Genomic DNA, 25,401 nt, shown 5'->3' with positions numbered 1-25,401 from the left:
GCGCAACGGTCGCGCCAGGCAGCGTCATTCAATCGGCGGCGTACAACAACCCCCGGCTAGCTGCACTGATCTGGTTACTTCTGAACGGTCGTGTCTTCTGAACGGTCGCCCGATATTAGCGTAGCCTACCCTAACAAGTCCACCGGTCCGGGCCGACTCCCCCGTGACGCCGCCTCATTGATCGGTGAGATAACCACCGCGCGTGAAGAATTCCGCGGCCGAATGTTCGGTACCGTCCGCGGTGCGAATCCGGGTGAGCACCAAGCCACGGTTGCGCCCGCGATGCGCCTCCGGACCACACACCACCGCGCCGCCGCCCTCCTGCACAATCACCCGACCGGGCGTGCCGCCGTAGCGCGCCTCCGAGACCGCCGCCTCGAGCACCTCGATCCGCTCACCGCGGTAGTAGGTGAACGCACGCGGATACGGCTCGGACAGCGCACGCACGAAACGCTCCAGATCGACGGCGGACCAGGTCCAGTCGATGCGGCTGTCCCGTTCGGAACGCTTGTGGAAGTATGTCCGCTCGGATATGCGCTGCGGCTTCCATTGCGCGGTACCGGATTCCAGGGCATGCAGCGCTTCCTCCAGCGCGCCGGGGATGAGTTCCATACCGCGCAATACCAATTCGGTGCCGGTATCGGTGGGTCCGATGGGCAATGAGCGCTGCACCAGGATGTCACCGGTGTCCAAGCCCTCGTCCATCCGATGCACGGTCAGGCCCGTCTCGGACTCGCCGCTGATCAGCGCCCACAGTACCGGCGAGAAGCCGGTGAACTTGGGCAGCAGCGAATCGTGCAGGTTCAAGGTGCCGTGCGCGGGCAGGTTGTAGAGCTCGGCGGGCATCCAGGTGTACCAACTGTTCACCACGATGACATCCGGCTCGGCCCGCTTCACCAGGTCGATGGTTTCGGCATCGGCCCGTTCGGTCAGATGCACCGGGATGGCGTGCTCACGGGCGAGGTCCTCGACCGAATCCGACCAGATCCCCTTGTAGGAGTCCGCACTGGCCGGATGGGTGACCGCGAGCACGACCTCGTGCTCCGAATCGATCAGTGCCTGTAGCGTTTTGCGGCCCCAGGTCTGGAAGCCGAACGAAACGATGCGCATGAAAACCTCACGTAGATGTATTTGGGGATATCCGGGCCGAATCAGCCCAGTCGGGCGGCCGCATCCCGCCGCGCACCGACGACCTGACGCGCCGGGGCGGTCCGCAATACCCGATCCGAAAGTTCGCCGAGGCAGCTGAGATTCGGGAATCCGGGCCCCTGTGCGATGGCGGCCATATTCGGCAGATAGAGCTTCGCGTCCAGTCCGGAGACCGCCAGGTCGTAGCCGATCGAGGCCTCCAGCCTGGCCTGGGTCAGCGGACCGCCGACGGCGAGTTCCAGCAGGTCGGCGGCATCGGAATCGAGCAGCTCCAGGAACCACAGCGGCTGCCCGCCGGTCGCGTCGACCACCAGGTCGAAGTTCTGCACCAGATCCGGGCGACGGTCGTTACGCAGCGTCACCGCCACGCCGTCGCCCTGGTCGGCGACCCGCACGACCCGCCCCTGCAGATGGTGCACGCGGTTGTCGCCGATGACGCTCTCCTGCACGCGAACCGAGAAGACGCCGCGGTCGGTGCGCCGGATGACATCGCGGCGCTCGTCCATGCTCAGCGCGTTCCACTTGGTCGGATCGCTGAAAAGCGCGTTTTCGAAATAGCTTTCGCCGCGGGTGTAGATGGTGGCCTTGGGCGTGATCACCGAGATGGTCAGCATGTCGTGGCGGACCAACTCGTCCAGCGCCGAACCAGCGGTTTCGCCGCCGCCGATCACCGCGACGCGCGAGGAGACCGGCAGCGCGCGTTTGCCCGCCAGATCCCAGAATTCGGCGATGCTGAGCACGCGGGGGTGTTCGGCCAGGGCCCGACCGCTGCGGCCCGGACCGGTGATCATCAATGCGTCCGTGTCGATCTGGCTGATCACAGCAGTGTTGTTTCGAGCGACCTGCAAGCAGTCGCTAGCGGCGGCGTCGGTCACCGAAACCAGCCAGCCGTCGGCCGCCGCGGCGACCGAATCCACTGTCCCGAGGACCAATTCGAGATCGATCGCGCGGGCGACCCACTGCAGATATTTGGCCCAGACGTGGTGGTGCGGGCTCGGGCGGCCGCGGTCGATCCATTCGGCGTAGGTGCCGTGCTCGACCAGGAACGAGGTCCAGCTGTAGGCCATCATCGCCTCGTCGATGGCCCGGTTGTGCCCGCGCGCCCAGGTCGAGTGGTACGGGAACCCGATGTCCTTCTCCGGGCTGGTACCGAGCCGGTGCTGCCCGTCGGTCCAACCGCCGCTCGGCAGCCAGTTGCCCCCGACGGCATGCGCCTCGACGACGATCACGCGCGGGGCCGCGAGCCCCAACTTCCGCAGGACGTGCGCTTTTGCCGCCACCGCAAGGGCTTTCGGCCCGGCGCCGACCACCAATAGTGTGTCCACGGTTCTCCTGCGTTCGGTCTGGGGCGGCAGCCAGGGTCACCTAACTTCCGACTTTTAGCTTTGCATAGGCTTACCTTATATTGCACTGTAGTGCCAGTCCCCGGACCGGCATCTCCCGGCAAACGAACGATTGGATGATCCGATGCTCAGCACCAGAAATAGGCCGGTGGCACGCCTTGCCACCGCGGCGTTCTCGCTCACCGCGGCCGCCGTTATCGGCGCATTCGGCACCGTCGCCACCGTGGCACCGGCCACCGCCGCGCCCATCGGCGCGCCGATGCGGACCGCCGCTCCCGGCCTCGGCGAGTTGAAGGCAAAGCTGCAACTGGTGCTGAACACCGGCGCTTCGCGCTCCGCCCGCGCGGCCGAACTGGAGGCGGGCGAGGCCGGCCTGAGCCTGGTCGACCAGGTCGGCAGCGTCATGGCCTCGGCCCCGCCGAGCTTCCGCTGGAACGTCATCGGCCCGGTCAATGTCTCCGGCGAACTGCTCACCGCCCAGCTGACCACCGCCATCGACGGCTGGGACCCCTGGTACTTCGACCTGTCCTGGAAGCAGATCGACGGCACCTGGAAGCTGACCCGCGAGGCCGAATGCACCATCGCGAGCGTCGCGATGCTGCCCTGCAACCTGTAATCGCCTGCGACACACGCGAGTTGGCCCCGAGGCAGATCACCGCCTCGGGGCCACACGGCCATTCGGAGTAGTTTCACCGGACACCCCACGACATCAGAGTGTGTTTAGGCTAACCTTATCTGCATGGGCAGAGGTTTCGAAGGGTTGATGCTGAAGGCGTGGCGCGCCGAGGATTACCGGCTCACGGTGACCTCGACCGAGTACATCAGCGACAAATACATGCGGCTCGGATTCGACGCGGGTGGACTGCTCACCGATCATCCGGTGCATCCGACGCAATGGGTGCGGCTGTGGATTCCGAATGGTGAGCGCGAGCATCAGCGGGGCTACACGCTGGTCGATCCCGATCCGGACGGGAACAAATTCTCGATCGAATTCGCGGTGCACCACGGGCCCGCCTCGATGTGGGCGCAGAAGGCGGCCGTCGGGGACCAGATCGATGTCTCGGTGCTCGGCTCGGATTTCCAACTGCCCGACCCACTCCCGAGCGAGTTCGTCATCTTCGGGGATACCGCGTCGCTGCCCGCCATAAATTCCCTGCTCGACGCGATCGGCGATGTGCCCGCCCGGGTCTGGCTGGAATGGCAATACGAATCCGACACCGGGCTCCCGGTCCGCAATAAGCCGCACCACCAGGTGAAATGGGTGCAGCGGATCGATAACGGTCGGCTGCTGCGCGAGCAGGCCAACGAAATGGAATGCCCCAAGGACGCTTTCGCCTGGGTCGCGTGCGACGGCCACACCACGCGGTCGATCGTCAAGGCGCTCAAGACCACCCACCAGCTGCCGAAAACCGCCATCAAATACCGCGCCTACTGGAAATAACATCCCCGGCCCGCACCGTGCGCGCGGATTCGCCGAGGGAGTCGAATGGTCGCTCCTGATCTCCGCGCCAGCCACCCTTTGACTCCCCTCAGCAGCGCCAATCATCCTCCGGGATGATCTGATCGCGACTTTGTGTCGACGCATCGCGGCCGCCCGATACGCGATGCTGATGCTCGAATTGCCTCCGGATGTCGGTGGCACGGAAGCGAGCGGGCAATGTCGGTCATCGACGCAGTTGTATCCGCCGCCGCCATCCTTTTCGCGATGGCCGCGGCGGTATTTCCCAGGCGGGTCGCCTATGCGCTGCCGGTTGTGCTGCCGCTGTTGGTATTCGGCTGCCTGATCCAGTTCGTGCTGGAAGATTTCTGCTGGCAGATGGTGCCGTGCTACCTGGCGATCGTGGCCGCGACAGTGCTCGTCGCCAGCCGATTGCGCCGGACGCAGGCCACCGAGCCGACGCGTAAGCGTCGAGTTCTCACCGTCCTCGCACCCGTGGCCGTCGGCCTGCTCGCCGTACTTGCGATTCTGCCGTGGAGTATTCCGCCGGTCCCGACCCTGCCCGAGCCGACCGGCCGATATCGCATCGGCTCGGAGATCTTTCGCTGGATCGATGAGCAGCGACTGGAGACGGCCACCGATTCCGCTTCCGATCGGCGCAATGTCATTGTGCAGGCGTGGTATCCGACGGACGCCACCTCGGGACGGCAGTGGGTCTATATCGACGGGCAGGACCGGCTGCCGAGCCGGGTGACGCAGATTCCCGGCTTCATCATGCACAACTACGGACGCATCGATACCCACGCCGACGCCGACGTGCCGATCAGCGCGGAACGCGCGCGCTGGCCGGTGGTGCTGTTCTCACCGGGATACGGCGCGCCCCGCGCGTTCTACACCGGACTCGTATCCGATCTCGCCAGCCGTGGCTTCGTTGTACTCGCCATCGACCATCCGTACGAGGTGGCGGTCACCGAACTCGCGGACGACAGCGTCGCGACGGCGACCGATGACTTTCCCGAGAACGACGCGGACGGCGAGCGGTATATGACCGAACACCTCCGAGTCCGCAGGGGCGACCTGCGTTTCGTGCTCGATCAACTGGACCGGCCCGGCGCTGTCGGCGCACTCTCGGGTCGCCTCGATACCGATCACATCGCGGCGATCGGACATTCGTTCGGCGGCGCGAGTGCGGTCGCCGCCGCGGCCGACGAGCCCCGGATCAAGGCGGTGGCGAATATCGACGGCACCCTGTACGGAGATCTGCCCACCCTGAAACAGCCGTTCCTGTTGATGGAGAGCGATCACTCGGAGACCGGTCATTCCGCGCAGTACCTGGACCGCAACCGCGACCTCATCCAGCAACTCCAAGCGACCGGATTCCGCTACGAAATCGCCGAGGCCAACCACTTCGGCTTCACCGATGTCCCACTATTTCTCGCCGCGCCTGCGCGATTCGTCGTCGCCCAATTCATCGGCGGTGAGCGCGGACCCGTCGATACGCAGCGTGCGGCCAACGATATTTTGGTCGCATTCCTGCAGGGTGGGGACATCCGGGAAGCGGCGGCCGGTCACCCGAATATCCACGGCGGGCCCGTCCCTTAGGCCGGTGCGGGCTCCAAACGCCAGCCGGTGGCCCGCGACCGCTCGTTCCAGAAGTCGGCATACCGGCCGTCGAGCGCCAAGAGTTCGGCGTGCGTACCACGTTCGACGATCCGACCACCATCGAGGAACAGGATCTGATCGGCATGTGCGATGGTGGCCAGCCGATGCGCGACGACGATTACCGTTTTATCCCTGGTGAGTTCGTGCATCCCGCGCACCACAACGGCCTCGCTATGTGGATCCAGCGCACTGGTCGCCTCGTCGAGTAGCACGATCGGCGCATCCTTGAGGAGCGCGCGGGCGATCGAAACCCGTTGCCGCTCACCACCGGACAGCGTCGCACCGCCCTCGCCGACCGCCGTGTCATAGCCGTCGGGCAGCCGTTCGACGATTTCGTCCACTCTGGCCGCCTCGGCCGCGCGCTGCAGTTCGGCGTCGGTGGCATCGGGGCGGCCGATCCGAATGTTGTCCGCCACCGATTGATTGAACAAGTACACGTTCTGGAAGACGAGCGAGAGCTGGTTCAGCAGCGTCTCCGACGACTGCTCGCGCACATCGTGCTCGCCGACCACGACCCGGCCCGCCTCGACATCGTAGAAACGCGCCGCGAGCCGCAGCAATGTCGTCTTGCCCGCGCCGCTCGGCCCGACGATCGCGGTGGTGGTCCCGGCGGGCACCTCGAAACTCAGCTCCGACAGCACCGGCTCATTCGGCCGGTAGCCGAAGGAGACATTGTCGAAGACGACGGACGGCGCACCCGGTGTCACCGACGACTTCGCCTCCGGCAGTATGGGTTCGGCGAGCAATCCGGTGACCCGGTCCGCGGCCGACGCGGCCGACCGCAGCGCGTTGCCCAGCTGCGCGGCCTGATTCAGCGGTTCGATGAACCGGGAGCTCACCGCGATGAGCGCGATCGCGGCCGCCGCCGAAACGGCGCCGTCGGTAACCCGGCCCACCGCAATGTAAACCAGCACCAGGAACACGGCCTGCACGAACAGCGCGAATACGATCAGACCGGGCACGGAAGCGAACATCAACCGGGTGATCGCCGAGCGCTGCCGCGCCAGGGCGGTGTCGAGCGCCCGGTTGCCCGGTCCCACCGCGCCGAAGGCGCGCAGCACCGGCTGCGCCTGCGCGAATTCGACCACCCGCGAATCGGCTTCGGCCGCCGTCTCGTGCATCCGCGCGTCGGAGCGGGTGTACGCGCGATTGGCCAGACCGTTGACCACGAACAGCACCGGCGCGGCGAGCAGCATGGCGAGCGAGATCCGCCAATCGATGAACAGCATGCCGACCGCGACACCGAGCGGAACCACAATGCTGGTGAGCACCTTGGTCAGCAGATACGCGATCAGGCCCTGGATCTCACGCACATTCTCGACCACGATCCGCGACAGCGGACCGGCACTGTGCGTCTCGAACCAGCCGAGCGGCAGGGCGTTCAGATGATCGCCGAGCCTGGTCTGTAGCCCGCGCTGCATGCCGATGCCGATACGCAGACCGAGTACGGCCTGCAGATATCCGAACACGACGACCCCGGCGACCGCGACCAGCATCCACAGCGCCCAGAACCAGGCGCGACCGAGCTCATTGTCGAACAGCGCCTCCAGCACCGGCACCAACAGCAGATACGCCGCCGCCTGGCTCAGCGCCTGAGCGATCATGGCCGCCAACAGTTTCGGCGTCAGGTGGGCGAACTCTGCCGGAATCAGCCCGAGCACCTTGCGAATCATCGTGTCACCTCGACATTTTCGACCAGTGCGAGCGCGCCGAGCGCCGCCTCGTTGATTTCCCAGAGCCGCTGATAGGTACCGCCCGCCTCGCGCAGACCGGCGTGATCACCCTGCTCGACCAGGGATCCGTTCTCCAGCACCAGAATCCGATCGACTCCGGTGATGGTGTGCAGCCGGTGCGCGATCACGAGCACGGTCCGACCCGCGACCAGTACCGCGAGCGCATCCTGCACCGCGGCCTCGGACTCCGGATCGGCGAAGGCGGTCGCCTCGTCCAGGACCAGCACCGGAGTATCGGCGAGCAGCGCGCGGGCAATCGAAAGTCGTTGCGCCTCACCACCCGACAGCGTCGCATCGACGCCGATCTCGGAGTCGTAGCCGCGCGGCAGCGCCAAGATGCGGTCGTGGATCTGGGCCGCCCGTGCCGCCTGTTCCAGCGCGGCATCATCGGCGTCGGCTCGGGCCAGCCGAAGATTCTCGCGAATGGTGCCGCGGATCAAGCGCACATCTTGGAAGACGAATCCGACGGTGCGATAGAGCTCCTCGGTCGAGAAGTCGCGAATATCGCGGCCCGCGATGGTGATCCGCCCGGCCCCGACGTCGTAGAAGCGCGGCAGGAGCTTCGCGAGCGTCGACTTACCCGACCCGCTCGGCCCGACCAGCGCGGTAATGGTGCCCGGCCGCAGCTCGAGGTCGATCTCGCGCAGCACTTGGTGATCCGAGCGATATCCGAAACTCACGCCCTCCAACCGCACCACTCCCGCGGCCGCCGGATCGGGAGCCGATGTCGCCTCGGGCACAGTCAATTCGGGCGTCTGCTGCAGTTCGTACAGGCGCAGCGCGGCCGTACCGGCGGCCCGCAGCGCCTGTGTTCCGTATCCGAGACCGAGCAGCGCACTGCCGAGCCCGAGGCCGACGAGCAAGAACGGCAATACATCCAGCGGCGCGACCCGATCCAGTCCCACCGCGGCGAGCCCGGCGATTACGACGACCAGCATTACGAAGACCGGCGTGACCACGATGTCGGAGGCCGACTGGATGCGAATGATCGGCATCTTCAACCGATTCAGGCTGTCCGCCTGTCCGTCCACCGCCTCCTGAAACACGGTGTGCGCCTTACCCGCTTGACCGAACGCGCGCACCACCTGGATGCCGTCGACGAATTCGATGGTGGCGTCCTGGGTGCGGCGCTCCCAGCGGGTATAGACTGCCATCCGATCGCGGCCGTCCTGATCCATCATCCGGCTGAACAGCACCATGTAGGCGATCAGCGGAATCAGCAGTGCCAGTGTCAGTTGCCAGTCGACGCTGACGAGGTAGCCGAGGGTGACCAGCGGCACGGTGAGCGCGCCGACGAACTCCAGTCGCGCATGCGCGACCAGATAATGCAGCGCCTCGACATCGTCCTGCAGATACTTCTTCACCTCGCCGGAGGAGCGTTCACCGAACCAGCCGAGCGGCACCCTGGTCAGCTTGGCCGCCAACAACCGACGCAACGTCAACTGGTATCCGGCATCGACCAGATGCGACCAGGTCAGCGCCGCCGCCTGCAGCAGGCCGCGCGCGACGAGCACCACCACCGCGATCAGCAGCAGTCGCCACACCCGATCGGTATCCACCTGGTCGGCGAGCAGTTCCCGGCAGGCCGCGACGATCAGCACGAACGGTACGACGGTGCCGACCGAGGCAATGGCCACGATGATGCTCGCGAGCGTCAGCGTGCGGCGCACGGGCGCAAGGATTTCCTTGCGCGCCGCGGCTTCCTGCTGCTTTCGCGCCTTCAGCACCGTCTTCGGCGGCCGGTTTCCGGTCTCCTCCACCGTCATCTGCCTCGCCCCTCTCGCCCCTTCGTGGAGCCTCTCGCCGGAATCGGCACCCATCTTCACACAAGATCGGCCGCGAGGGTAGGTTAGGCTAAGTTATCTAGTGGTCGTTCCATCCGAGGTCGCGCCCGATCACGTCGAACAGCTTCTCGTTCCACGGGCGATAGAACTCGCGCAGCCGGGCCACCGAATCCTCGTCGGGCTCCGGGAATTCGAGCGGATTGCGGTTCAAGACGTGATGACGGACCGGCTCGACGGCGGGCAGTCCGAGGAATTCGTGGATGCCGCACACCGTCTTCGAGATATCGGCGAAGAAGTCCTCGGCGGTGACGATGTAGACGTTGTCCTTGTCGAACGCTTTGAGCCAGCGGGCCACCGCATTGACGTAGACACCGGTGCTGAGCACCGGCATGGACGGCAGTGCGGTCGGTGGCGGCGGCGCGGGGAACATCTCCAGCGCGTACCCGACATAGTCGGCAAAGGTCCGGCCGTACGGCACGGCGCGCAGGCCGTCCTTGTTACTGAGGAACAGATCCCATTTGTAATGCGAGTAGGCGCGATCCACCGGATCGCGCAACATCATCACGATCTTGGCGTCGGGTCGGGCCGCACTGTAGTTGTCGATCAACGGAAGATCGTGCAGCAGTGGGTCGAAATGGCCCGCGAGCGCCTGGCCGGTACATCGAATCACCTCGGCCTTCTGCCGCTCCGTCGGGAAGAACGGACCCCACATGTGCGGGCAGCCGTGCCCGATCTCCTTGGTGAGCGGCGCCAGAATGCTCGGATGCTGCATGAGGTAGCTGGCCAGGTCGGTGGTGCCGCACTTCAGCGCGCCGACGCAGGCGAAATCCGGCAGAACGCGCGGCCCACCGAAACGCCGCAACCACAGCCGGATCGGTGGCACTCTGCCGAAATAATGCGGCAGCGTCAGATAGCGAATTCCCAGCCGTGCAGTGCGCAACGGATGCCCGAGATAGTTCTCCCGGTTGTAGCGGCGCAGTTGCCATTCTTCGAATACCGCGAGCCCTTTCGTGTATCTATCGGAGGCATACTCTTGTGCGCTCGACGGCGCCACCCCTGTTGGCATTGGAACATCCCCTCGCACAATGATCTTCGCCGCAGAGCGCGCGGCGATCTACTTTCCGAACCAACCGCTAGGAATGGTTCGCCCGGCCACTGACACGCAATTCGAGGAAACACACGTTGTTACCTCCTGCCATCGATCCCGCTGCCCGCCGGGATTCGATTCGCGGATCACGTTAGCGCCGAGTTCATCCCGGTGTTACCGAAATCCCGGCTGCCGATACACAGACGACGATGCATCCCGTCTGGGCAACTTCACAAGACCCGCCAACACGGGAGGCGCCGCCGCACGCCGCTCAGCGGCCGAAATCCCGCACAGGGTAGGACACTTGCCGAGGTGCTCGATATGCAGCTCGCACAGTGGGATCTCGCCTCCGGCACCGATTTCCACGCCGAGGCACGAGCCGTGGCGCGACGCACGTTCCGCAGCGGCCGATCGGGCGCTGCGGGAAACCACCCCTGCTCAATACCGAATGGCCGGTTCTCTTACCGCACTCGGCAACACATCTTCGACGTGCCGGGGAAACTTGCATGAACGGCGTACCATCCCAGCAACTTTCGCGCACGAGCATTACTAGCTTATCCAGCTACACAGATTGCGACTGCGATTGGAGTTGTGGAAATGTTTGTCACGACAATTATTTCGAATATCGGCGATTGCCGCCGCGATCCCGGCACCTTGACCGAGCAGCAGGCGCACCGGGCGATGCAGGTGCACCTGAATTGCAGTGTCGATAGCTGCAAGGTCCGCCGCCGCGCTCGGCAGACACTGGTCGAGTCCCGGCGAATGGTGCTGGACGAACGCGCCGAGCCGTAGTCGTCCATGGCGCAACTGCGCCGCCCCGGAATCGACTGCGCACTGTCGGCGTTGGCACAACCATGAGTTCCGATCGCTCCGCCACGCCCGTCGTCGATACCGCCACCGCATTCGGTGCCAAGGTCGCCGCCCGCCTGGAACGCGAGAATGTCATCTGGCTGACCACCGTCGGCCGCAGCGGAACACCACAGCCGAATCCGGTGTGGTTCCACTGGCGCGACGGTGAATTCCTGATCTTCAGCCAGGCCGATAAGCCGAAGTTGCGCAATATCGCCGGCAATTCTCGGGTGTCGCTACATCTCAACAGCACCGCGACCGGCGGCGACGTGGTGATTCTCACCGGCACCGCGCGAATCGACGAAGCCGGGCCGACACCGGCGGAAGTCGCGGCGTTCACCGAGAAATACACCGACGGACTCGCCTCGCTTTCGATGACCGAGGAACAGTTCCACGCCGACTACTCGGTCACGGTGCGCATCACCCCGGACCGGCTGCGCGGATTCTGAGCCCGACCCGGCCGTGAGCTGGGGATTCGTCGCCGACTAAGGTCATCGGTAATGAGAAGGAGGCAGCAGCCGCCGTTGCCCAAGCGGCACGGCCTGGATCCGGCCCGGCTCCGCCTACCGGAGCAGGGCGATTGGGCGACCATTCGCGACCATCTGGTGGATCGGCTGCCTCGGGTCCCCGCCGCGCGCATCGATGAACTGCTGGACGCGGGCGGGATCGTTGATCTATCCGGTCCGATCGCGCCGGACGCCCCGTATGCGCCGGGCGGCGCGGTCTGGTTCCATCGCGACCTACCCGATGAGACCGAAGTTCCGTTCGATATCCCGATCGTCTACCGCGACGATGATCTGCTCGTCGTGGACAAGCCACATTTCCTTGCGACGATTCCGCGCGGCCAGCACATCCTGCAGACGGCGTTGGTACGGCTACGTCGCGAACTAGACCTACCCGACCTAATTCCGGCGCACCGGCTCGATCGCGTCACGGCGGGGCTGGTGCTCTTCGTGATCAACCCGGCCCGACGCGGGGCCTACCAGACGATGTTCCACAAACGCACGGTGCGCAAGGAGTACGAGGCCATCGCCCCCTTCGATCCGGAGCTGACGCTGCCGCGCACGGTACGCAGCCGGATCATCAAGGAGAAGCAGGTGCTCGCCGCGCAGGAGGTGGCGGGTGAGCCCAATGCGGAGACCTGGATCGAATTGCTCGAGCAGCGCGACGGACTCGGCCGCTATCGGCTGCGGCCGCTGACCGGGCGCACCCATCAGCTGCGGTTACATATGAACGGACTCGGCATTCCGATCCTCGGCGACGACTTCTATCCGGTGCTCACCGACAAATCTGTGCACGACTTCACTCGGCCCCTGCAACTGCTGGCCACATCACTCGAATTCACCGACCCGGTCAGTGGCGCGCCGCGCCGGTTCGACAGTGCGCGGACGCTGCAGGCGTGGGCGGATCCGCACGGGTGGCGGGGCCGGCATTAACGCCGACGGTGCGTAGCGCGAAACAGGGTACGACCATGTTGATGACGCAAACCCCCGAAGCCGAACCCGTCGCGCCAGTTGCGGGCATCCGTACACTGGGCCGGGTGCTTCACCAGGACCTCGACGAAGCGGCACCGCCCCGCCACAAACTGCACGCCTATCTCGACGTGGCCGTTGTGGTGATCGTCCTGGCCGGCACGAATCTGATCGCCCACTTCACCACCGCGTGGGCGAGCGTCCTCACCGTTCCGATCGCCGCCGTGGTGCTGCTCGCGCTCATGCGCCGACGCGGACTCGGCTGGTCCGAACTCGGACTCGCGCCGCGACACTGGCGACGCAGCACGCTCTGGGCGCTCGGTGCGGTCGGCTTGGTGCTCGCGGTGGTCGCGATCGGGGCGCTGCTGCCGATCACGCGGCCGTTCTTCCTCGCCGACCGTTATGCCACCATCTCCGGCGCACTCATCGCATCGATGATCGTCATCCCGCTGCAGACCGCGATTCCGGAGGAGCTGGCCTTCCGCGGCGTCCTGCACGGCACGCTCGACCGGGTCTACGGCGTCCGCGGCGTCTTCGCGGCGGGCTCGCTGCTGTTCGGCCTCTGGCATATCGCCTCTTCCCTCGGCCTGACCACCAGCAACCGCGGCCTGACAGGCTTCATCGGCGGCGGCGCGGCCGGTCAGATCATCGGCATCCTGCTCGCCGTTTTCGCCACCGCCGCCGCGGGCGTCGTCTTCACCTGGCTGCGCCGCCGCAGCGGCAGCCTCCTGGCCCCCATCGCCCTGCACTGGTCGGTCAACGGCGCGGGCGCGTTGGCCGCCGCCATCGTTTGGCACACCACCGTCACCTGAACCCGGATCGAGCGTAAATTCCGAGCATGCCCCTCGGACACCTCGGCATCAACGTCACCGATCTCACCGCGGCCCAGTCCTACTACGACGAGCTGATGCCGCTGCTCGACTACGCGCCGCTGCTCAGTGCGGCCGACCAATTCGCCTACTTGCCCGCCGACAACAAGCCAGGCAGGTATATCTTCTTCTACCCCGCCGACGTCCCCGGCTACGTGCGCACCGCTCCCGGCCTGCAACACCTCGCCTTCATGGTCCGCACCCGCGCTGCTGTCGACCGCGTACACGCGTGGGCCACCACCCGAGGCGACGAAATCATCCACGCCCCACAAGAATTCCCCCAGTACCCGCCACCGTACTACGCCACCTTCTGGACCGGCCACGACGGCATCATGCTCGAGGCGGTCTGCCACAAGAACGCCTGACGCCACAGCACTACCGGGCGTCCGATTCGCGCATTTGTTCGAGTTTTCGGGGTGCCCAGCATTGACCTCGGGCGGGTAGCGGTTTAATCTCGGTGCGATCACACATATGTTCGAGCATGTAGGTCTGCGTCGGTATGACACCTGCTCCTGGGAAGGCTCGCGATGCGCGACAAACAGTCGACCGGTAGGTCCGAGATCGCCGCATTGGCCGAGCGGGTCGCGAACGCGCGGGGGCGGTTGCCGCTACAGGACGACGCGGCGCTGGTTCAGGCGCTGTCGGATGCCGAGATCGATGCGGAACGCGAACTCGCGCAATGGGTTCGGGCGCAGCGACGGGGACAGCGGAAACGGGCCGTCCAGGACGAACTCGCTGCGGAGAAGCGCAACCGGCGGACCGTATCCGCCATCCAGCGCGCCGACGACGCGGATGCGCGCTGGCATCGGCGCGCACTGGCGGCGCGGCGGCGAGTCTCGAATCAGGATGCGCGCCTTGCCCAGTTGTACCGGCGCGCCGAATGGTCCTCGCGTGCATTGATCGCAGTCGTGGTGCTCGGCATGGTGTGGGCCGGGGTGAATGTGCAGCACAACCTGGTACCCAGCGGGAATATGGCAGATCCCCTGTACTGGTTGAGCTATGGAATCGAGGCGATGATCTCGATCCCGATCATCACCATCATGGTGGCCGCGACGACGGCCGCCCGCTGGGGCCGCGAACTCGACCGCGGCAAGGTCGTCTTCTTCGAAACCGCGCTACTCGGCACGACCGTCGCACTCAACGCGGGCCCGCACCTGGCCGCCGGATCCTTCGGCCAGGCCGCCGAATACGCGATCGCCCCGGTCATGGTCGGCGTCGTGATCTGGTTGCACGCCTGGGTTTCCGCGCGATACGCCCTGCTCATCGACAGTGTCCCGATGGTCGAGGACGAACCCGACCTGCCGCCCCGGCACCGAGTCACCACCGAACGCGGCGCACCCATCGACACGTTCCGCGACGAACCCACCGACCGTCGAGAACTGCTCGCCGCCAAGGGTTTCGATCCCCTGCTCGACCAAGCCGGAGTCCGATTCCCGGTCGATATGGATCCCCACCTCACCGAGGCCGCGATGCGCGCCGCGCAACCCGAGGCGGTTCCCGTCTCGCGCCTCGATTGCACGGAAACCCTCGTGTACCACGCGCAGAGCACTCGCTCGACGAACGGCCGTCTCACCCAACAGATCCCGAGCGAGGACTACCGGTCCGGGCACTCGGCGCATGGGTCGGATTCGATCCCTGACACCGCGCGAACCTTTACCGACGCCAACGGCACACGGCCTGCGCAAGCATCGGCCACCGCCGCGAACGCCTTCGGCGAAAACGCATCGCACGCCGCCGACGTCGATCAGCGCATCGCACCCGGTGCCGCCGCGAGCGCCAGTCAGCGCGCGCCTCATGCCACCGTGCGTGTCGAGTCAACGACGGCACCGGTGAACACTCGCGACGCGCACACGACTGTTGCGCCGACCGGATTCGATTCCCAGACTGTGGTGACTGCCACTGATGAGCGCGCGGCCGCAAACATCGGTACCACGTCCGCGACTACTGCTTCCGCTGGCGACGAGGCCATGGCCTCCGAGAAAATCGGCGATGCCCGGACGGCACCTGCGGCCGCGCCGACTAGCGACGCGAGCACGACTTCTATTGGCGGAGAGGTCGAATCACAGAAGGCCGCAGCACGCCCTGCGCAGTCGCAGCTGAGCATCTTCGATACGGCGACTGTCGAGCCGGCACGACAATCCAGTGACGACACCGCCCACACACCACAGGGCCGCGCAGAGGCCGACACTGGTCGCGCCACGGTTTCTCGCACCGCGGGCACGGTAGTTGACGCTCCCCGCCCCGCGAAGTCCAGCGTTCACACCGAAACCTCCACGCGCACAAGCGCATCCGCCGAACCCGAGAGCGCTACTCACGGTTCCTCGACTCCCACCCCGGCCGAACGAATCACGCGAGCGATGGAGGTTCACCTCCCTTCGAGCGCGGACAACAACGCAACAGATCATGAGGCCCAGACCGCAGCGTCCGAGGACGAGGTCGAGCAACTCGTTCCGGATGACGCAGCTCGCCGCACCACCAGTGAGGTGATCAGCGAAGTCGTGCAATCACTTTCGGCCGAGGACCTGCTGACCGAGAATCTCGGCTCCGAGAGCGATGATGTCGAGGTGTGGTCGGTCGCCCGTGCAATCGCGGGCCGCGGCCTCTCGGTCATCCCGGTGGAACAACTCGCCGAAATCCTCATGCTCGCCGACCAATCCTGGACCCCAACCAGCATCGGCGCAGAAGTCGGCCTCTCCCGCACCGCCATCGCCCAAGTCCTGGAATTCGCCCGACGAGTCCGCCGCCCCTACGCGATCAGCAGCTAACTAGACCTCGCCGCCGCAGCCGTCAGCAGCGCGGCGTTCGGTGATCCCTGCTCACGCATACTCAGTGACTACCTCACAAAGCTTGCACCGTATGCGAGGTAGTCACTGGGTATGCGGCAACGAGCATTGAGGACGACGAGAAAGGCCGTCCGACTTGGATATCCCGAGTCGGACGGCCCTGTTCACTCAGCGGCTGGACTGATTGTGTTCCCAGGCCTATTGCCGCCGCCTGCTCGTATCCCTAGTTGTTGTACGTATTTGAGTACACGTACTGATCCGAGCGCGCTTCCTGCAACTTCCCCTCGGATTCACCCTTCGAATCCCGATCCCCGTGCCCCGGCCACCAGGCCCGGTGCCCGATCAGCGCGGTCACCGCCGGGGTGAAGAACATCGCCATGACGAATGCGGCGATCGCGATGCCCACCGAGATCGCAAAGCCCATCTGCGACAGCACATTGTTGCCCGCCAACATCATCGAGGCGAAGGTGCCCGCCAGGATCACACCGGCGGCGGCGACGGTCGGACCGGTGTGCCGAACCGCAAGGGCCGCAGCCTGTTTCGGCTCGTTTCCGGCCCGCGCCTCCTCACGCAAGCGAGCGACCATCAGAATGTTGTAGTCGGTGCCGAGTGCCACCACGAACAGGTACATGATCACCGGCAGGGTGAAGATCAGTCCGGAATTGCCCTGGAAGTGTTGGAAAACCAGTACCGCGGCACCGAGCGTCGCGGCGAAGCCGAGGAAGACCGAGGCCATCAGGTACCACGGCGCCACCAGACTGCGCAGCAGCAGTGCGAGCACGATCATGATCAGAATCGCCGCCACCGGGAACACGATCTTGTAGTCGTGGACCATCGCGTCCTGGAAGTCCACATACACCGACGAGATGCCACCCACCACTGCGGTAGTGCCCGCGGGTGCCGCCGAATGCGCGGCGTCCCGCAGCGGGTCACGCACCGTATCGAGCGCGGCATCCGATTCGGGCGCACCATTGAGGGTCACCTGGAAGTCGGCGGCCAGTCGGTCACTCGATACCGTCGGCGCCCCAACCTGACTCACACCCGGCACCGCGGCGAGTACAGCTCGGTAAGCGGTGAGCTGGTCATTGTCGAGCGGTGCCCCGGTGTCCGAATGCAACAGCACCTCGGACGGCTGGGTCGACCCGGCGGGCATCCCCTTGAGCAATTCCTTGTTGTAGACCGTCGATTCGGAGGAATCCGAAGTCGAGCCCGAGCTCAGATCGAATGTGGGATGGAAGCCGAACGCCAACACGCCCAGGGCCACCAGCAGCCCACCGGACACCGCCGCGAACACACCGGAGCGCCGCCCCATCGCCGCGCCGATCGCACCGAAGCGCGCACCCTTCGGCTCCTGCTGCCACGCCTTGGACGGCCAGAACACCTTGGTGCCCAACAGTGAAACCACGGCGGGCACCAGCGTGAGTCCAGCCAGCAGCGCCACCGCCACGGCGATCGCCAGCGCGGGACCGAGCGCACGGAACATGCCCAGCGTGGACAGGGTCAGCGCCATGAATGCGATGATCACCGCACCCGCCGCCGAGGTGATCGCCTCGCCGACCTTGGTGACCGCACTGACCATCGCGGTCTTCGGATCCTCGCCCGCGCGCAGTCGCTCCCGGTACCGGAACATCAGGAACAGGATGTAGTCGGTGCCGACACCGAAAAGTACCACCAGCAGAATGGAATTCACCGAACTGTCGACCTTCAGATCGAAGGCCTTGCTGACCATCGCGATCAGGCCGCCGACAGTGCTGGAAATCGCGCCGATCACGACGATCGGCAGCAGCGCGATCACCGGACTGCGGAAGATGATCAGCAGCAGCACCAGAATCAGCACCACTGTCGCGATACCGATAATGGCCATACCCTTTTCACCGGACTCGGTCTGGTCCAGCATCTGCGCCGCCTGCCCGGTGACGCCCGCCTTCAGATCCGAACCCTGCACCTGATCACGCAATGCGTCCCGCAGTTTCTCGACCGCATCGCTCTGCGTCGTATCGCCCGCATTGGTCACCTTCGTCATCTGCACGGCGGCGATCTGCACCAACCGGTTCTCCGAGGCAGGAACGGCCTGTATACCGATGACGTCCTTGATTCTCTGGTCGTCGAGCTTCGACGCGATCGCCGTCACGCTCGCCGAATCGGCCTCGGACAGCGGTGCGCCGTCCGCGCGGACGAAGACGAGCAGCGCCGCGGGCGCCTGCTGTTGTGGAAATGCCTTCTGCTGCAATTGCATTGCCTGAATCGACTCGTAATGCGATGGCAGGAATTCGGATTGATCGGTGGTCGATTTCAGTTGCGGCGCCGAGGCCACCACCGCGATCACGATGAACAGCCAGAGACCGATCACCTTCCACGGGTTGTGCACAACGATCGCGCCCAGTCGAGCGAACATGTGGGAGAAGTCCTTTCGAGGTCCGAACGAGCGGACCGGTCTCAGATGTCGAGTTCGTCGATCTTCGGACTCGTCGCGGTGCCGACGAGTTCGCGGTAGATGCGTGCCGGAATCTGCCCGGCGAGTTCCTCGACCGAGTCGACGATGTCCACCGTGTAGTCACCCCAGGTCTGGTCGGCGACGTCGAAGATCTCGCGCCAGTTCTTCAGATCCTTGGTCCAGTTCGTCAGTGCGAAGTCCATCCAGTCGGCCCGCTGCCGATGCACTACGTATTTGCCCTTGCGACTCAGGTAGACCCGGATCACTTCGATTCCAGATTTAGTGAATTCCCTTGTCTCACTGAGCTTTCGCCCGACGAAGCGCTGCCTGCGCAGACCGCCGGGACCGACCTCGAGCAGCACATCTCGCATATCCGAGGCGTTCTTGTCGATATTGATCGTGGCCACGTCCGAAGCAGTGTCGGTCGGTGCGTTCGAATCCGCTGTCATGATTCCCCGTCTCATAAATAGATATGCAAAAAAGCATGGGTTCGACGCCAGCGGACCCGATTCGGTCCGCTGCGGTGAGTTGATCTGCCGTTTTCCGGTCGCCTCGAGCCTGCTCATCGGCACCCGTCGGGAATCACTATAAGTAGATGTATACGTATAACGCAAGACCTGTGTCGAGCGACTTCAGAGCGCCCTGGCAGGCTGCCCCTCCCGGTCGACCCGACGCACCACCTTGACCAGCAGCGACAGCCCGATTCCGAGCCCGAGCCCGAGCAATGCGGCCGCCGCGAAACCCGCCGGGAATCCGCCCGCGTCGATCGCGACGCCGCAGAGGGAACTGCCGATGCCGTTGCCGAGCGTCATCGCGGCGCCGTGCCAGCCGATCGCCTCGCCGCGCCCGCCCTCCGGAACAATTCGACTCAACTGGTCGACGGATGCGACAAGTGTCGGCGCACAAAGCGCTCCGGCGATGAGCCCGGTCACGGCCAGCGATAGCGGACCGACGGCGAAGCACATCGGAATGGTGACGGCGCCGAGCCCAGCGAGCAGCACGTACGTCGAAATGGGTCGGTGCAACGCGCCGTAGACGAGCCCACCGACCAGCGAACCGAAACCCCAGACCGCCATGACGACGCCGAGCCACCGCTGTGCGTCGAACTCGCGAATCGCGGATACGAATGTCAATTCCGAACCCGCGAGCACCGCGATCGCCACACACGCGCCCATGCACAGCGCGACGAACTCGACCCGGAACCATTCGCGCCGCGGCACCGTCGCGTCCTCTGCCTTACCATCCCCGCCCTTGTCATCGCAGCGCAGCGGCGGATTGCGGACCCACACAAAGACTCCCGCCAACACCAGCGCCATCTGCATCCCGAACAGGGTGAGCGTCGTCGACCAAGCTGTCGCGGCGGCGACACCGAGCACCGGCCCGACCATGAACGCCATCTCCACCGACACCGATTCCAGTGCCAGCGCCGGTTGTCGGCTCTGCTCGGTGGTCGTCGCGATCACGGCCTGCCGAACCACCGTGAAAATCGGAATATCGAAAAGCCCGGCGACCGCCGCCAGCACCAACAGCGCCCCATACCCGACGAACGGCGCGATCGACCAGCACACCGCCCCGACCACGATCGACGGCAGAATCGTCCGTCGCAGCCCGAACCGATCGAGCATCCGCCCACGCCACGGCCCACTCGCCGCAACACAGAGCGTGACAACCGAGCTCAGCGCCCCGGCCTGCCCATACGACCCGTGCAACGTCTGCACCACATGCAATGCGAGCAATACCGACCCGGCGAAGAACGGAATGCGAACCATCACACCCAGCAGCAGCACATTGCGCACCGCCGAGTTGGCCAATACCTCCCGATAGGACCGCACTCGACCGAGCGTCCCATGCCCGCCCACCCGCACGCCACCGATTAATCCCATGATTCGATCCGACGGCGTGCAACCAAGCACCTGGTCGAGGCCGGATCAGTTCGGCGCAGGCTCACCGTGTTCGAGGTAGACGGTACGGCTCATGGAACGCGCGATATGGGCTTGCCGCAGTCGGCGGGCGAGCCGCGGGATCAGGTAGTCATCGAGCTTCGACAACGCGACCCACGCCCAGCGGTCGAGTTCGGTCTCCTGGAGGCTGATGGCTCGCTCATCGGATCCGATATCGCCACAATCGAAAACATAGAGAACCTTGTCGCCTTCACCCTCGCTCGGTGCCCAATCGTGAACCAGCAAATACCTTGGCGCACGGTCGATTCCGAGCTCTTCGCGAATCTCGCGACGGCAGGCCGCAGCTGGCGACTCCCCGGGCTCGACATACCCGCCCGGAATATCCCAACCGCTGCCGTACGTCTTGTGCACCAACAGCACCTCATCGCCGCGCACGAAGAGCGCTCCCGCCGCCAGGCGTGCGCACGCAAACCGATTGTCCGCATTGGTCATTGGTTCACCTCACGACGTGCATTCGTTGGGCCAAGGCTTGCAAGACGAACGAAGGACTGCCGTGCGCGTTGCGCATCCAGGTGAGTACGAGTTGTCGGCTGAGGTAATGATGGCGAACCTGTTCGGGGGCCGCCTGCTCGGCGTCGAGCAGAGCCGACACCGAATCCTGCTGGCGGCCGGCCAGATTGAACGCGCGAGCGAGCTCGAGTTGGTGCCGAATCCGGCGCTCCACCGGGAGGGCGGAGGTATCCAGCCCGGGACCCAACCGAAGCGCGATCTGCACATCGCCGAGTTCCATCGCCGTGTTGACTCGATGGATCGCGACATTGGTGGGTCCGAACGCTGTCCACAGGCAGTTCCGATCACCACCCAGCTTCCGCGCGGCCACATCGGCCTCGGCCAGAAACTCCTGCACGGTGTCGCGACGATTGCTCCGCGCGGCTGCCATCGAGCCGACGAGCAGCAGCGTTCCATACACCGACAACATGTCGTCGCGACCCTCATGCAGGTACGGCTGCAAGTAGGCAGCCCCGGCTTCGACCAGATCGACAGCGGGTTGCACACGGCCCGTAGACATCACCGTGAAAGCGACAGATCGCATCAGGGAACCGACAATCGCGAGATCATCGGTTCGCTGAGCCGCCGCGAGACCGCGTTCCGCGGCGTTCCAAGCCAAATCGGTTTCGCCGAGCTTGGTCAACACCGAGGCCGCCACCTGATAGCACAGCGCCAACAGCCGGTAGCCGGATTCGTCCCCCGCTCGCTGAGCGACCGCCAGCGCGGCCGACAACAGGCCGGGCAATCGACCCGCCACAAATCCGAACCTGGCCCCCTGATAGGCATCGAAAACACCACTCAGCTCCCGTTCGAGTGCGGGGAGTTGAAACGAGTCCGGATCACGAGCGGGCACCGGCGCAGGCATCAAATGGCTGTAGTCCATCAACGCGGCCCGGAGTGCGGGGATGGTCGAACTCCCGCTGTCGGTGGTCCAATCCAACAGACTCGGATCACCGATCAGATCTCCCAGCGAAACATCCAGTGCGTCTGCGAGCAGGCGGATCACCGACAAGCGGTCCAGCGGAATCCGATTGTTCTCGACCTTGCTCATCCAATCGTCTGTCCGCCCGACAAGACCGGCTAGCACGTCTTGGGACATACCGCGACGCCGCCGGTACCAAGACACCCGCTCACCGATGGTGAGGTTCTGGGTCATTCCGCGCACAACACAATCTTCCGACTCGGCTGGGCAACAATCCCGGAAAGATATTCCGGGCATACATCTGATCCGGCCTCAGGCTACTTGCAAACCAAACGACATCAGTGCTGAACGGGACAAAGGCCACCGTGGACACCGAGGAACTCGAGAGCGTCGTCGATTGGGCGGACTACTACCGCCAACAGTTTCATCTCCCCGCGGAGGAACGCGGCGGTTACGTCATGCTGCCGGTGACGAACCATCTGGGCATCGTCCACATGCCCAAGCTATTGGCCGAAAAAGTCCGAAATTCCTTGGTACAGCAGGGAACTCCCGGCCCAGTGCTGGCGCGGCAGATCCGCTGGACCTTCGTCGCGGCCGTGGACTACTCCCCGGGTAATCAAGTCCTGGAACTGCTGGCACGCAAAAACATTTGTGTGCCGGCCGTCGGCAGCGCGCTGATGATACCGACAAGCCTCGGGCGCTGGACCCGCGAAGGGGCGCACTGGATCAATCCACCGAGCCGCGATCAATTGCTGCCAATACTGTCGAACGTCATCAGCACCACGCTGGCGGCGATATTCGATCGAAGCGATCGACCGGTTCCACAGCGGACCGGGTGAATAATCCGAACCGCTGAGCAAATATGAAAAAGGCCCGCTTCCCAAATGGGAAGCGGGCCTTTGCTTTACCGCCGGAAAAGGCTGACCGCTTCGAGCGACCTGCAAGCAGTCGCTACGGCTACTTGGCCTTCTCCAGGACCTCGACCAACCGCCAGTGCTTGGTGGCGGACAGCGGGCGGGTCTCCATCAGCTGGACGCGGTCGCCGACACCGGCGATCTCGTTCTCGTCATGCGCCTTCACCTTGGTGGTGGAGCGAATGATCTTGCCGTAGAGCTTGTGCCGCGTACGGTCTTCCAGCTCGACGACGATGGTCTTGTTCATCTTGTCCGAGACCACGTAACCGATGCGGACCTTGCGGGTGCCGCGCTTGACCTCGGGGGTCACTTTCTCTTCACTCATGCCGCATCTCCCTTGCCAGCGGGTGCCGAGGCCAGGCCGAGCTCGCGCTCACGCATGACCGTGTAGATGCGCGCGATCTCGTGACGCACGACGCGCAGGCGACGGTTGTTGTCCAACTGACCCGTCGCCATCTGGAAGCGCAGATTGAACAGCTCTTCCTTCGACTCGCGCAGGCGGGCGACGAGCTCCTCTTCGTTGAGCTCGCGGAGCTCTGCGGCCGGTGTACCGGTAGCCATCAGAACTGCTCCTCCCTGGTCACGATCCTGCACTTCATGGGGAGCTTGTGCATCGCGCGGCGCAGGGCCTCACGAGCGATCTCCTCATTGGGGTAACTCATTTCGAACATCACGCGTCCGGGCTTGACGTTCGCGATCCACCACTCCGGCGAGCCCTTACCGGAACCCATGCGGGTTTCGGCCGGCTTCTTGGTGAGCGGGCGATCCGGGTAGATGTTGATCCAGATCTTGCCGCCACGCTTGATGTGGCGGGTCATCGCGATACGCGCGGACTCGATCTGCCGGTTGGTGACGTAGGCGGGCTCGAGAGCCTGGATGCCGAATTCACCGAACGCGACCGAAGTGCCGCCCTTGGCCATGCCGCTGCGGCTCGGGTGATGCTGCTTCCGGTGCTTGACCTTCCGTGGCATCAACATGCGTCAGCCCTCCTGTGTTTCTGCCGGGGCGTCGGCAACCGCGGTAGCAGCGCCTGCACGCCCGGCCTCGGTGCTGGTCGCGGTGGTGCCTGCGGAACCGGACCGACGCGGGCGGCTCGGCCGCTCCCGACGCTCGCGGCGGTCACCAGCGGCGGGCGCGGCCGCGGCCGTGACCTCACGCTTGCCACCGACGATGTCGCCCTTGTAGATCCAGACCTTCACGCCGATGCGACCGAAGGTGGTCTTGGCCTCGTAGAGGCCGTAGTCGATGTCCGCGCGCAGCGTGTGCAGCGGGACGCGACCCTCGCGGTAGAACTCCGAGCGCGACATTTCGGCGCCACCGAGGCGGCCCGAGCACTGCACCCGGATGCCCTTGACGTTCGGCGAACGCATGGCCGACTGGATGGCCTTGCGCATCGCGCGACGGAACGCCACACGGTTGGACAGCTGCTCGGCGACACCCTGGGCAACGAGCTGCGCATCCGACTCGGGGTTCTTGACCTCGAGGATGTTCAGCTGCACCTGCTTCTTGGTGAGCTTCTCCAGTTCGGCGCGAATGCGATCGGCCTCGGCGCCGCGGCGACCGATGACGATGCCGGGACGCGCGGTGTGGATGTCGACGCGAACCCGGTCACGGGTGCGCTCGATCTCCACCTTGGAGATGCCGGCCCGCTCCATGCCGGTGGCGAGGAGCTTGCGGATGGCGACGTCTTCCTTCACGTAGTCCGCGTACTGCTTGTCCGCGTACCAACGCGACTTCCAGTCGGTGGTGATACCGAGGCGGAAGCCATGGGGATTGATTTTCTGTCCCATTTACTTTGCCCCTCCCTTCCGGCGGTTACGAGTGGATCCACCGGCGGTGGGCACGCTCTCGACCTCGATGGTGATGTGGCTGGTGCGCTTGCGGATCCGGAACGCGCGGCCCTGGGCCCGCGGCTGGAAACGCTTCATGGTCGCGCCCTCGTCGACGTAGGCAGTCGAGATCACCAGGGTCGACGGGTTCAGGCCGAGGTTGTTCTCGGCGTTCGCCGCAGCGCTGGCCACGACCTTGGCGACCGGCTCGCTCGCGGCCTGCGGCGCGAACTTCAGGATCGCGAGGGCGTCCTCGACCCGCTTGCCGCGGACCAGGTCCACGACACGGCGAGCCTTCATCGGGGTGACGCGAACGTGCTTCGCCGTCGCGTGGGCAGTCGGGTTCTGAGTCTCAGTGCTGCCCTGCGCTGATTTGCTCTTCGCTTCGCTCATCGCCGCTTGCTCTTCCGGTCTTCCTTGACGTGGCTCTTGAACGTCCTGGTGGGCGCGAACTCGCCCAGCTTGTGGCCGACCATGGACTCCGAGACGAACACCGGCACATGCTTGCGGCCGTCATGGACGGCGAAGGTGTGACCGATGAAATCGGGGATGATGGTCGAACGACGGGACCAGGTCTTGATGACCTGCTTGCTGCCCTTTTCGTTCTGAACGTCCACCTTCGCGAGGAGGTGGTCGTCGACGAACGGGCCCTTCTTGAGGCTACGTGGCATTTCTTACCTCCT

Annotated in this window: 26 protein-coding genes; 10 read left to right on the top strand and 16 right to left on the bottom strand. The window is 65.1% G+C overall.

The window, feature by feature from the left end; genetic code table 11:
• Window positions 1–174 precede the first annotated feature (174 nt).
• Window positions 175–1,110 carry a methionyl-tRNA formyltransferase gene (locus ON44_RS04770; protein WP_040686565.1) on the bottom strand — a complete coding sequence of 312 codons (936 nt, stop codon included), beginning with the start codon at window positions 1,108–1,110 and terminating at the stop codon, window positions 175–177.
• Between the two features lie 41 nt (window positions 1,111–1,151).
• Entirely contained in the window at window positions 1,152–2,474 is a 1,323-nt protein-coding gene (locus ON44_RS04765) for a SidA/IucD/PvdA family monooxygenase (protein WP_040686564.1), read from the bottom strand.
• Between the two features lie 142 nt (window positions 2,475–2,616).
• Between ON44_RS04765 and ON44_RS04760 the strand changes: the two genes are divergently transcribed.
• From ON44_RS04760 to ON44_RS04750, 3 genes are all read left to right on the top strand, one after another.
• The gene (locus ON44_RS04760; RefSeq protein WP_040686579.1) at window positions 2,617–3,108 is read left to right on the top strand and encodes an MTB12 C-terminal domain-containing protein; all 492 of its coding nucleotides are present in this window, start codon (window positions 2,617–2,619) and stop codon (window positions 3,106–3,108) included.
• A 123-nt stretch (window positions 3,109–3,231) separates the two neighbouring features.
• Window positions 3,232–3,933 (top strand): siderophore-interacting protein, encoded by a 702-nt coding sequence (locus tag ON44_RS04755; RefSeq protein ID WP_040686563.1) that lies wholly within the window; start codon window positions 3,232–3,234, stop codon window positions 3,931–3,933.
• A gap of 216 nt (window positions 3,934–4,149) precedes the next feature.
• Window positions 4,150–5,532 (top strand): alpha/beta hydrolase family protein, encoded by a 1,383-nt coding sequence (locus ON44_RS04750; RefSeq protein ID WP_040686562.1) that lies wholly within the window; start codon window positions 4,150–4,152, stop codon window positions 5,530–5,532.
• On the opposite strand, the gene ON44_RS04745 is transcribed toward ON44_RS04750, so the two are convergent.
• The 3 genes from ON44_RS04745 to ON44_RS04735 all read right to left on the bottom strand — a co-directional run bounded on the left by ON44_RS04745 (window position 5,529) and on the right by ON44_RS04735 (window position 10,175).
• The gene (locus tag ON44_RS04745; protein ID WP_040686561.1) at window positions 5,529–7,265 is read right to left on the bottom strand and encodes an ABC transporter ATP-binding protein; all 1,737 of its coding nucleotides are present in this window, start codon (window positions 7,263–7,265) and stop codon (window positions 5,529–5,531) included. The two genes, ON44_RS04750 and ON44_RS04745, sit on opposite strands and share 4 nt — an antisense overlap.
• The gene (locus ON44_RS04740; protein WP_051181526.1) at window positions 7,262–9,091 is read right to left on the bottom strand and encodes an ABC transporter ATP-binding protein; all 1,830 of its coding nucleotides are present in this window, start codon (window positions 9,089–9,091) and stop codon (window positions 7,262–7,264) included. Before ON44_RS04740 ends, ON44_RS04745 begins: the two co-directional genes overlap by 4 nt.
• Before the next feature lie 97 nt (window positions 9,092–9,188).
• Window positions 9,189–10,175, bottom strand: a complete 987-nt coding sequence (locus ON44_RS04735; RefSeq protein WP_083897656.1) for a sulfotransferase domain-containing protein — start codon at window positions 10,173–10,175, stop codon at window positions 9,189–9,191.
• Between the two features lie 618 nt (window positions 10,176–10,793).
• Between ON44_RS04735 and ON44_RS04730 the strand changes: the two genes are divergently transcribed.
• The 6 genes from ON44_RS04730 to ON44_RS46490 all read left to right on the top strand — a co-directional run bounded on the left by ON44_RS04730 (window position 10,794) and on the right by ON44_RS46490 (window position 16,151).
• Window positions 10,794–10,988 (top strand): hypothetical protein, encoded by a 195-nt coding sequence (locus ON44_RS04730; protein WP_040686559.1) that lies wholly within the window; start codon window positions 10,794–10,796, stop codon window positions 10,986–10,988.
• 62 nt (window positions 10,989–11,050) lie between these two features.
• Window positions 11,051–11,494, top strand: coding sequence for a TIGR03667 family PPOX class F420-dependent oxidoreductase (locus tag ON44_RS04725; RefSeq protein WP_040686558.1), 444 nt, complete (start codon window positions 11,051–11,053; stop codon window positions 11,492–11,494).
• A gap of 51 nt (window positions 11,495–11,545) precedes the next feature.
• Window positions 11,546–12,481, top strand: a complete 936-nt coding sequence (locus ON44_RS04720) for an RluA family pseudouridine synthase (protein WP_040686557.1) — start codon at window positions 11,546–11,548, stop codon at window positions 12,479–12,481.
• 41 nt (window positions 12,482–12,522) lie between these two features.
• The gene (locus tag ON44_RS04715) at window positions 12,523–13,329 is read left to right on the top strand and encodes a CPBP family intramembrane glutamic endopeptidase (RefSeq protein WP_083897658.1); all 807 of its coding nucleotides are present in this window, start codon (window positions 12,523–12,525) and stop codon (window positions 13,327–13,329) included.
• Between the two features lie 26 nt (window positions 13,330–13,355).
• Window positions 13,356–13,751, top strand: coding sequence for a VOC family protein (locus ON44_RS04710; RefSeq protein WP_040686556.1), 396 nt, complete (start codon window positions 13,356–13,358; stop codon window positions 13,749–13,751).
• A gap of 162 nt (window positions 13,752–13,913) precedes the next feature.
• Window positions 13,914–16,151 carry a hypothetical protein gene (locus ON44_RS46490; protein WP_051181525.1) on the top strand — a complete coding sequence of 746 codons (2,238 nt, stop codon included), beginning with the start codon at window positions 13,914–13,916 and terminating at the stop codon, window positions 16,149–16,151.
• A 241-nt stretch (window positions 16,152–16,392) separates the two neighbouring features.
• Here the strand turns inward: ON44_RS46490 and ON44_RS04700 are convergent, their stop codons facing one another.
• The 5 genes from ON44_RS04700 to ON44_RS04680 all read right to left on the bottom strand — a co-directional run bounded on the left by ON44_RS04700 (window position 16,393) and on the right by ON44_RS04680 (window position 22,209).
• Window positions 16,393–18,564, bottom strand: coding sequence for an MMPL family transporter (locus ON44_RS04700; RefSeq protein WP_083897655.1), 2,172 nt, complete (start codon window positions 18,562–18,564; stop codon window positions 16,393–16,395).
• 41 nt (window positions 18,565–18,605) lie between these two features.
• A complete protein-coding gene (locus tag ON44_RS04695) occupies window positions 18,606–19,052 on the bottom strand; it encodes an EXLDI protein (RefSeq protein ID WP_157187051.1) in 447 nt (148 codons plus the stop codon).
• Between the two features lie 183 nt (window positions 19,053–19,235).
• Complete coding sequence (locus ON44_RS04690; protein ID WP_051181521.1) at window positions 19,236–20,486, bottom strand: MFS transporter; 1,251 nt, start codon at window positions 20,484–20,486, stop codon at window positions 19,236–19,238.
• A gap of 45 nt (window positions 20,487–20,531) precedes the next feature.
• The gene (locus tag ON44_RS04685) at window positions 20,532–20,996 is read right to left on the bottom strand and encodes an NUDIX domain-containing protein (RefSeq protein ID WP_040686555.1); all 465 of its coding nucleotides are present in this window, start codon (window positions 20,994–20,996) and stop codon (window positions 20,532–20,534) included.
• Window positions 20,997–21,000: 4 nt separating this feature from the next.
• Complete coding sequence (locus tag ON44_RS04680) at window positions 21,001–22,209, bottom strand: helix-turn-helix domain-containing protein (protein WP_040686554.1); 1,209 nt, start codon at window positions 22,207–22,209, stop codon at window positions 21,001–21,003.
• 131 nt (window positions 22,210–22,340) lie between these two features.
• On the opposite strand from ON44_RS04680, the gene ON44_RS04675 reads away from it, so the two are divergent.
• Window positions 22,341–22,814, top strand: coding sequence for a hypothetical protein (locus ON44_RS04675; protein WP_040686572.1), 474 nt, complete (start codon window positions 22,341–22,343; stop codon window positions 22,812–22,814).
• A 118-nt stretch (window positions 22,815–22,932) separates the two neighbouring features.
• On the opposite strand, the gene rpsQ is transcribed toward ON44_RS04675, so the two are convergent.
• The 6 genes from rpsQ to rpsS are packed head-to-tail and all read right to left on the bottom strand — an operon-like array spanning window position 22,933 to window position 25,389.
• Window positions 22,933–23,214 (bottom strand): 30S ribosomal protein S17, encoded by a 282-nt coding sequence (rpsQ, locus tag ON44_RS04670; protein ID WP_040686553.1) that lies wholly within the window; start codon window positions 23,212–23,214, stop codon window positions 22,933–22,935.
• Complete coding sequence (rpmC, locus tag ON44_RS04665; RefSeq protein ID WP_040686552.1) at window positions 23,211–23,450, bottom strand: 50S ribosomal protein L29; 240 nt, start codon at window positions 23,448–23,450, stop codon at window positions 23,211–23,213. The genes rpsQ and rpmC overlap by 4 nt, the downstream gene beginning before the upstream one ends.
• Complete coding sequence (gene rplP / locus ON44_RS04660) at window positions 23,450–23,866, bottom strand: 50S ribosomal protein L16 (RefSeq protein WP_014981662.1); 417 nt, start codon at window positions 23,864–23,866, stop codon at window positions 23,450–23,452. The genes rpmC and rplP overlap by 1 nt, the downstream gene beginning before the upstream one ends.
• A 3-nt stretch (window positions 23,867–23,869) precedes the next feature.
• Window positions 23,870–24,679, bottom strand: a complete 810-nt coding sequence (gene rpsC / locus ON44_RS04655; RefSeq protein WP_040686551.1) for a 30S ribosomal protein S3 — start codon at window positions 24,677–24,679, stop codon at window positions 23,870–23,872.
• The gene (gene rplV / locus ON44_RS04650; RefSeq protein ID WP_040686550.1) at window positions 24,680–25,111 is read right to left on the bottom strand and encodes a 50S ribosomal protein L22; all 432 of its coding nucleotides are present in this window, start codon (window positions 25,109–25,111) and stop codon (window positions 24,680–24,682) included.
• Window positions 25,108–25,389 carry a 30S ribosomal protein S19 gene (gene rpsS, locus ON44_RS04645; RefSeq protein ID WP_040686549.1) on the bottom strand — a complete coding sequence of 94 codons (282 nt, stop codon included), beginning with the start codon at window positions 25,387–25,389 and terminating at the stop codon, window positions 25,108–25,110. The genes rplV and rpsS overlap by 4 nt, the downstream gene beginning before the upstream one ends.
• Window positions 25,390–25,401 lie beyond the last annotated feature (12 nt).

Source organism: Nocardia vinacea NBRC 16497 (genome assembly GCF_000308835.1).
Taxonomy (GTDB): domain Bacteria; phylum Actinomycetota; class Actinomycetes; order Mycobacteriales; family Mycobacteriaceae; genus Nocardia; species Nocardia vinacea.
This window is presented reverse-complemented; position numbering and strand designations above follow the sequence as displayed.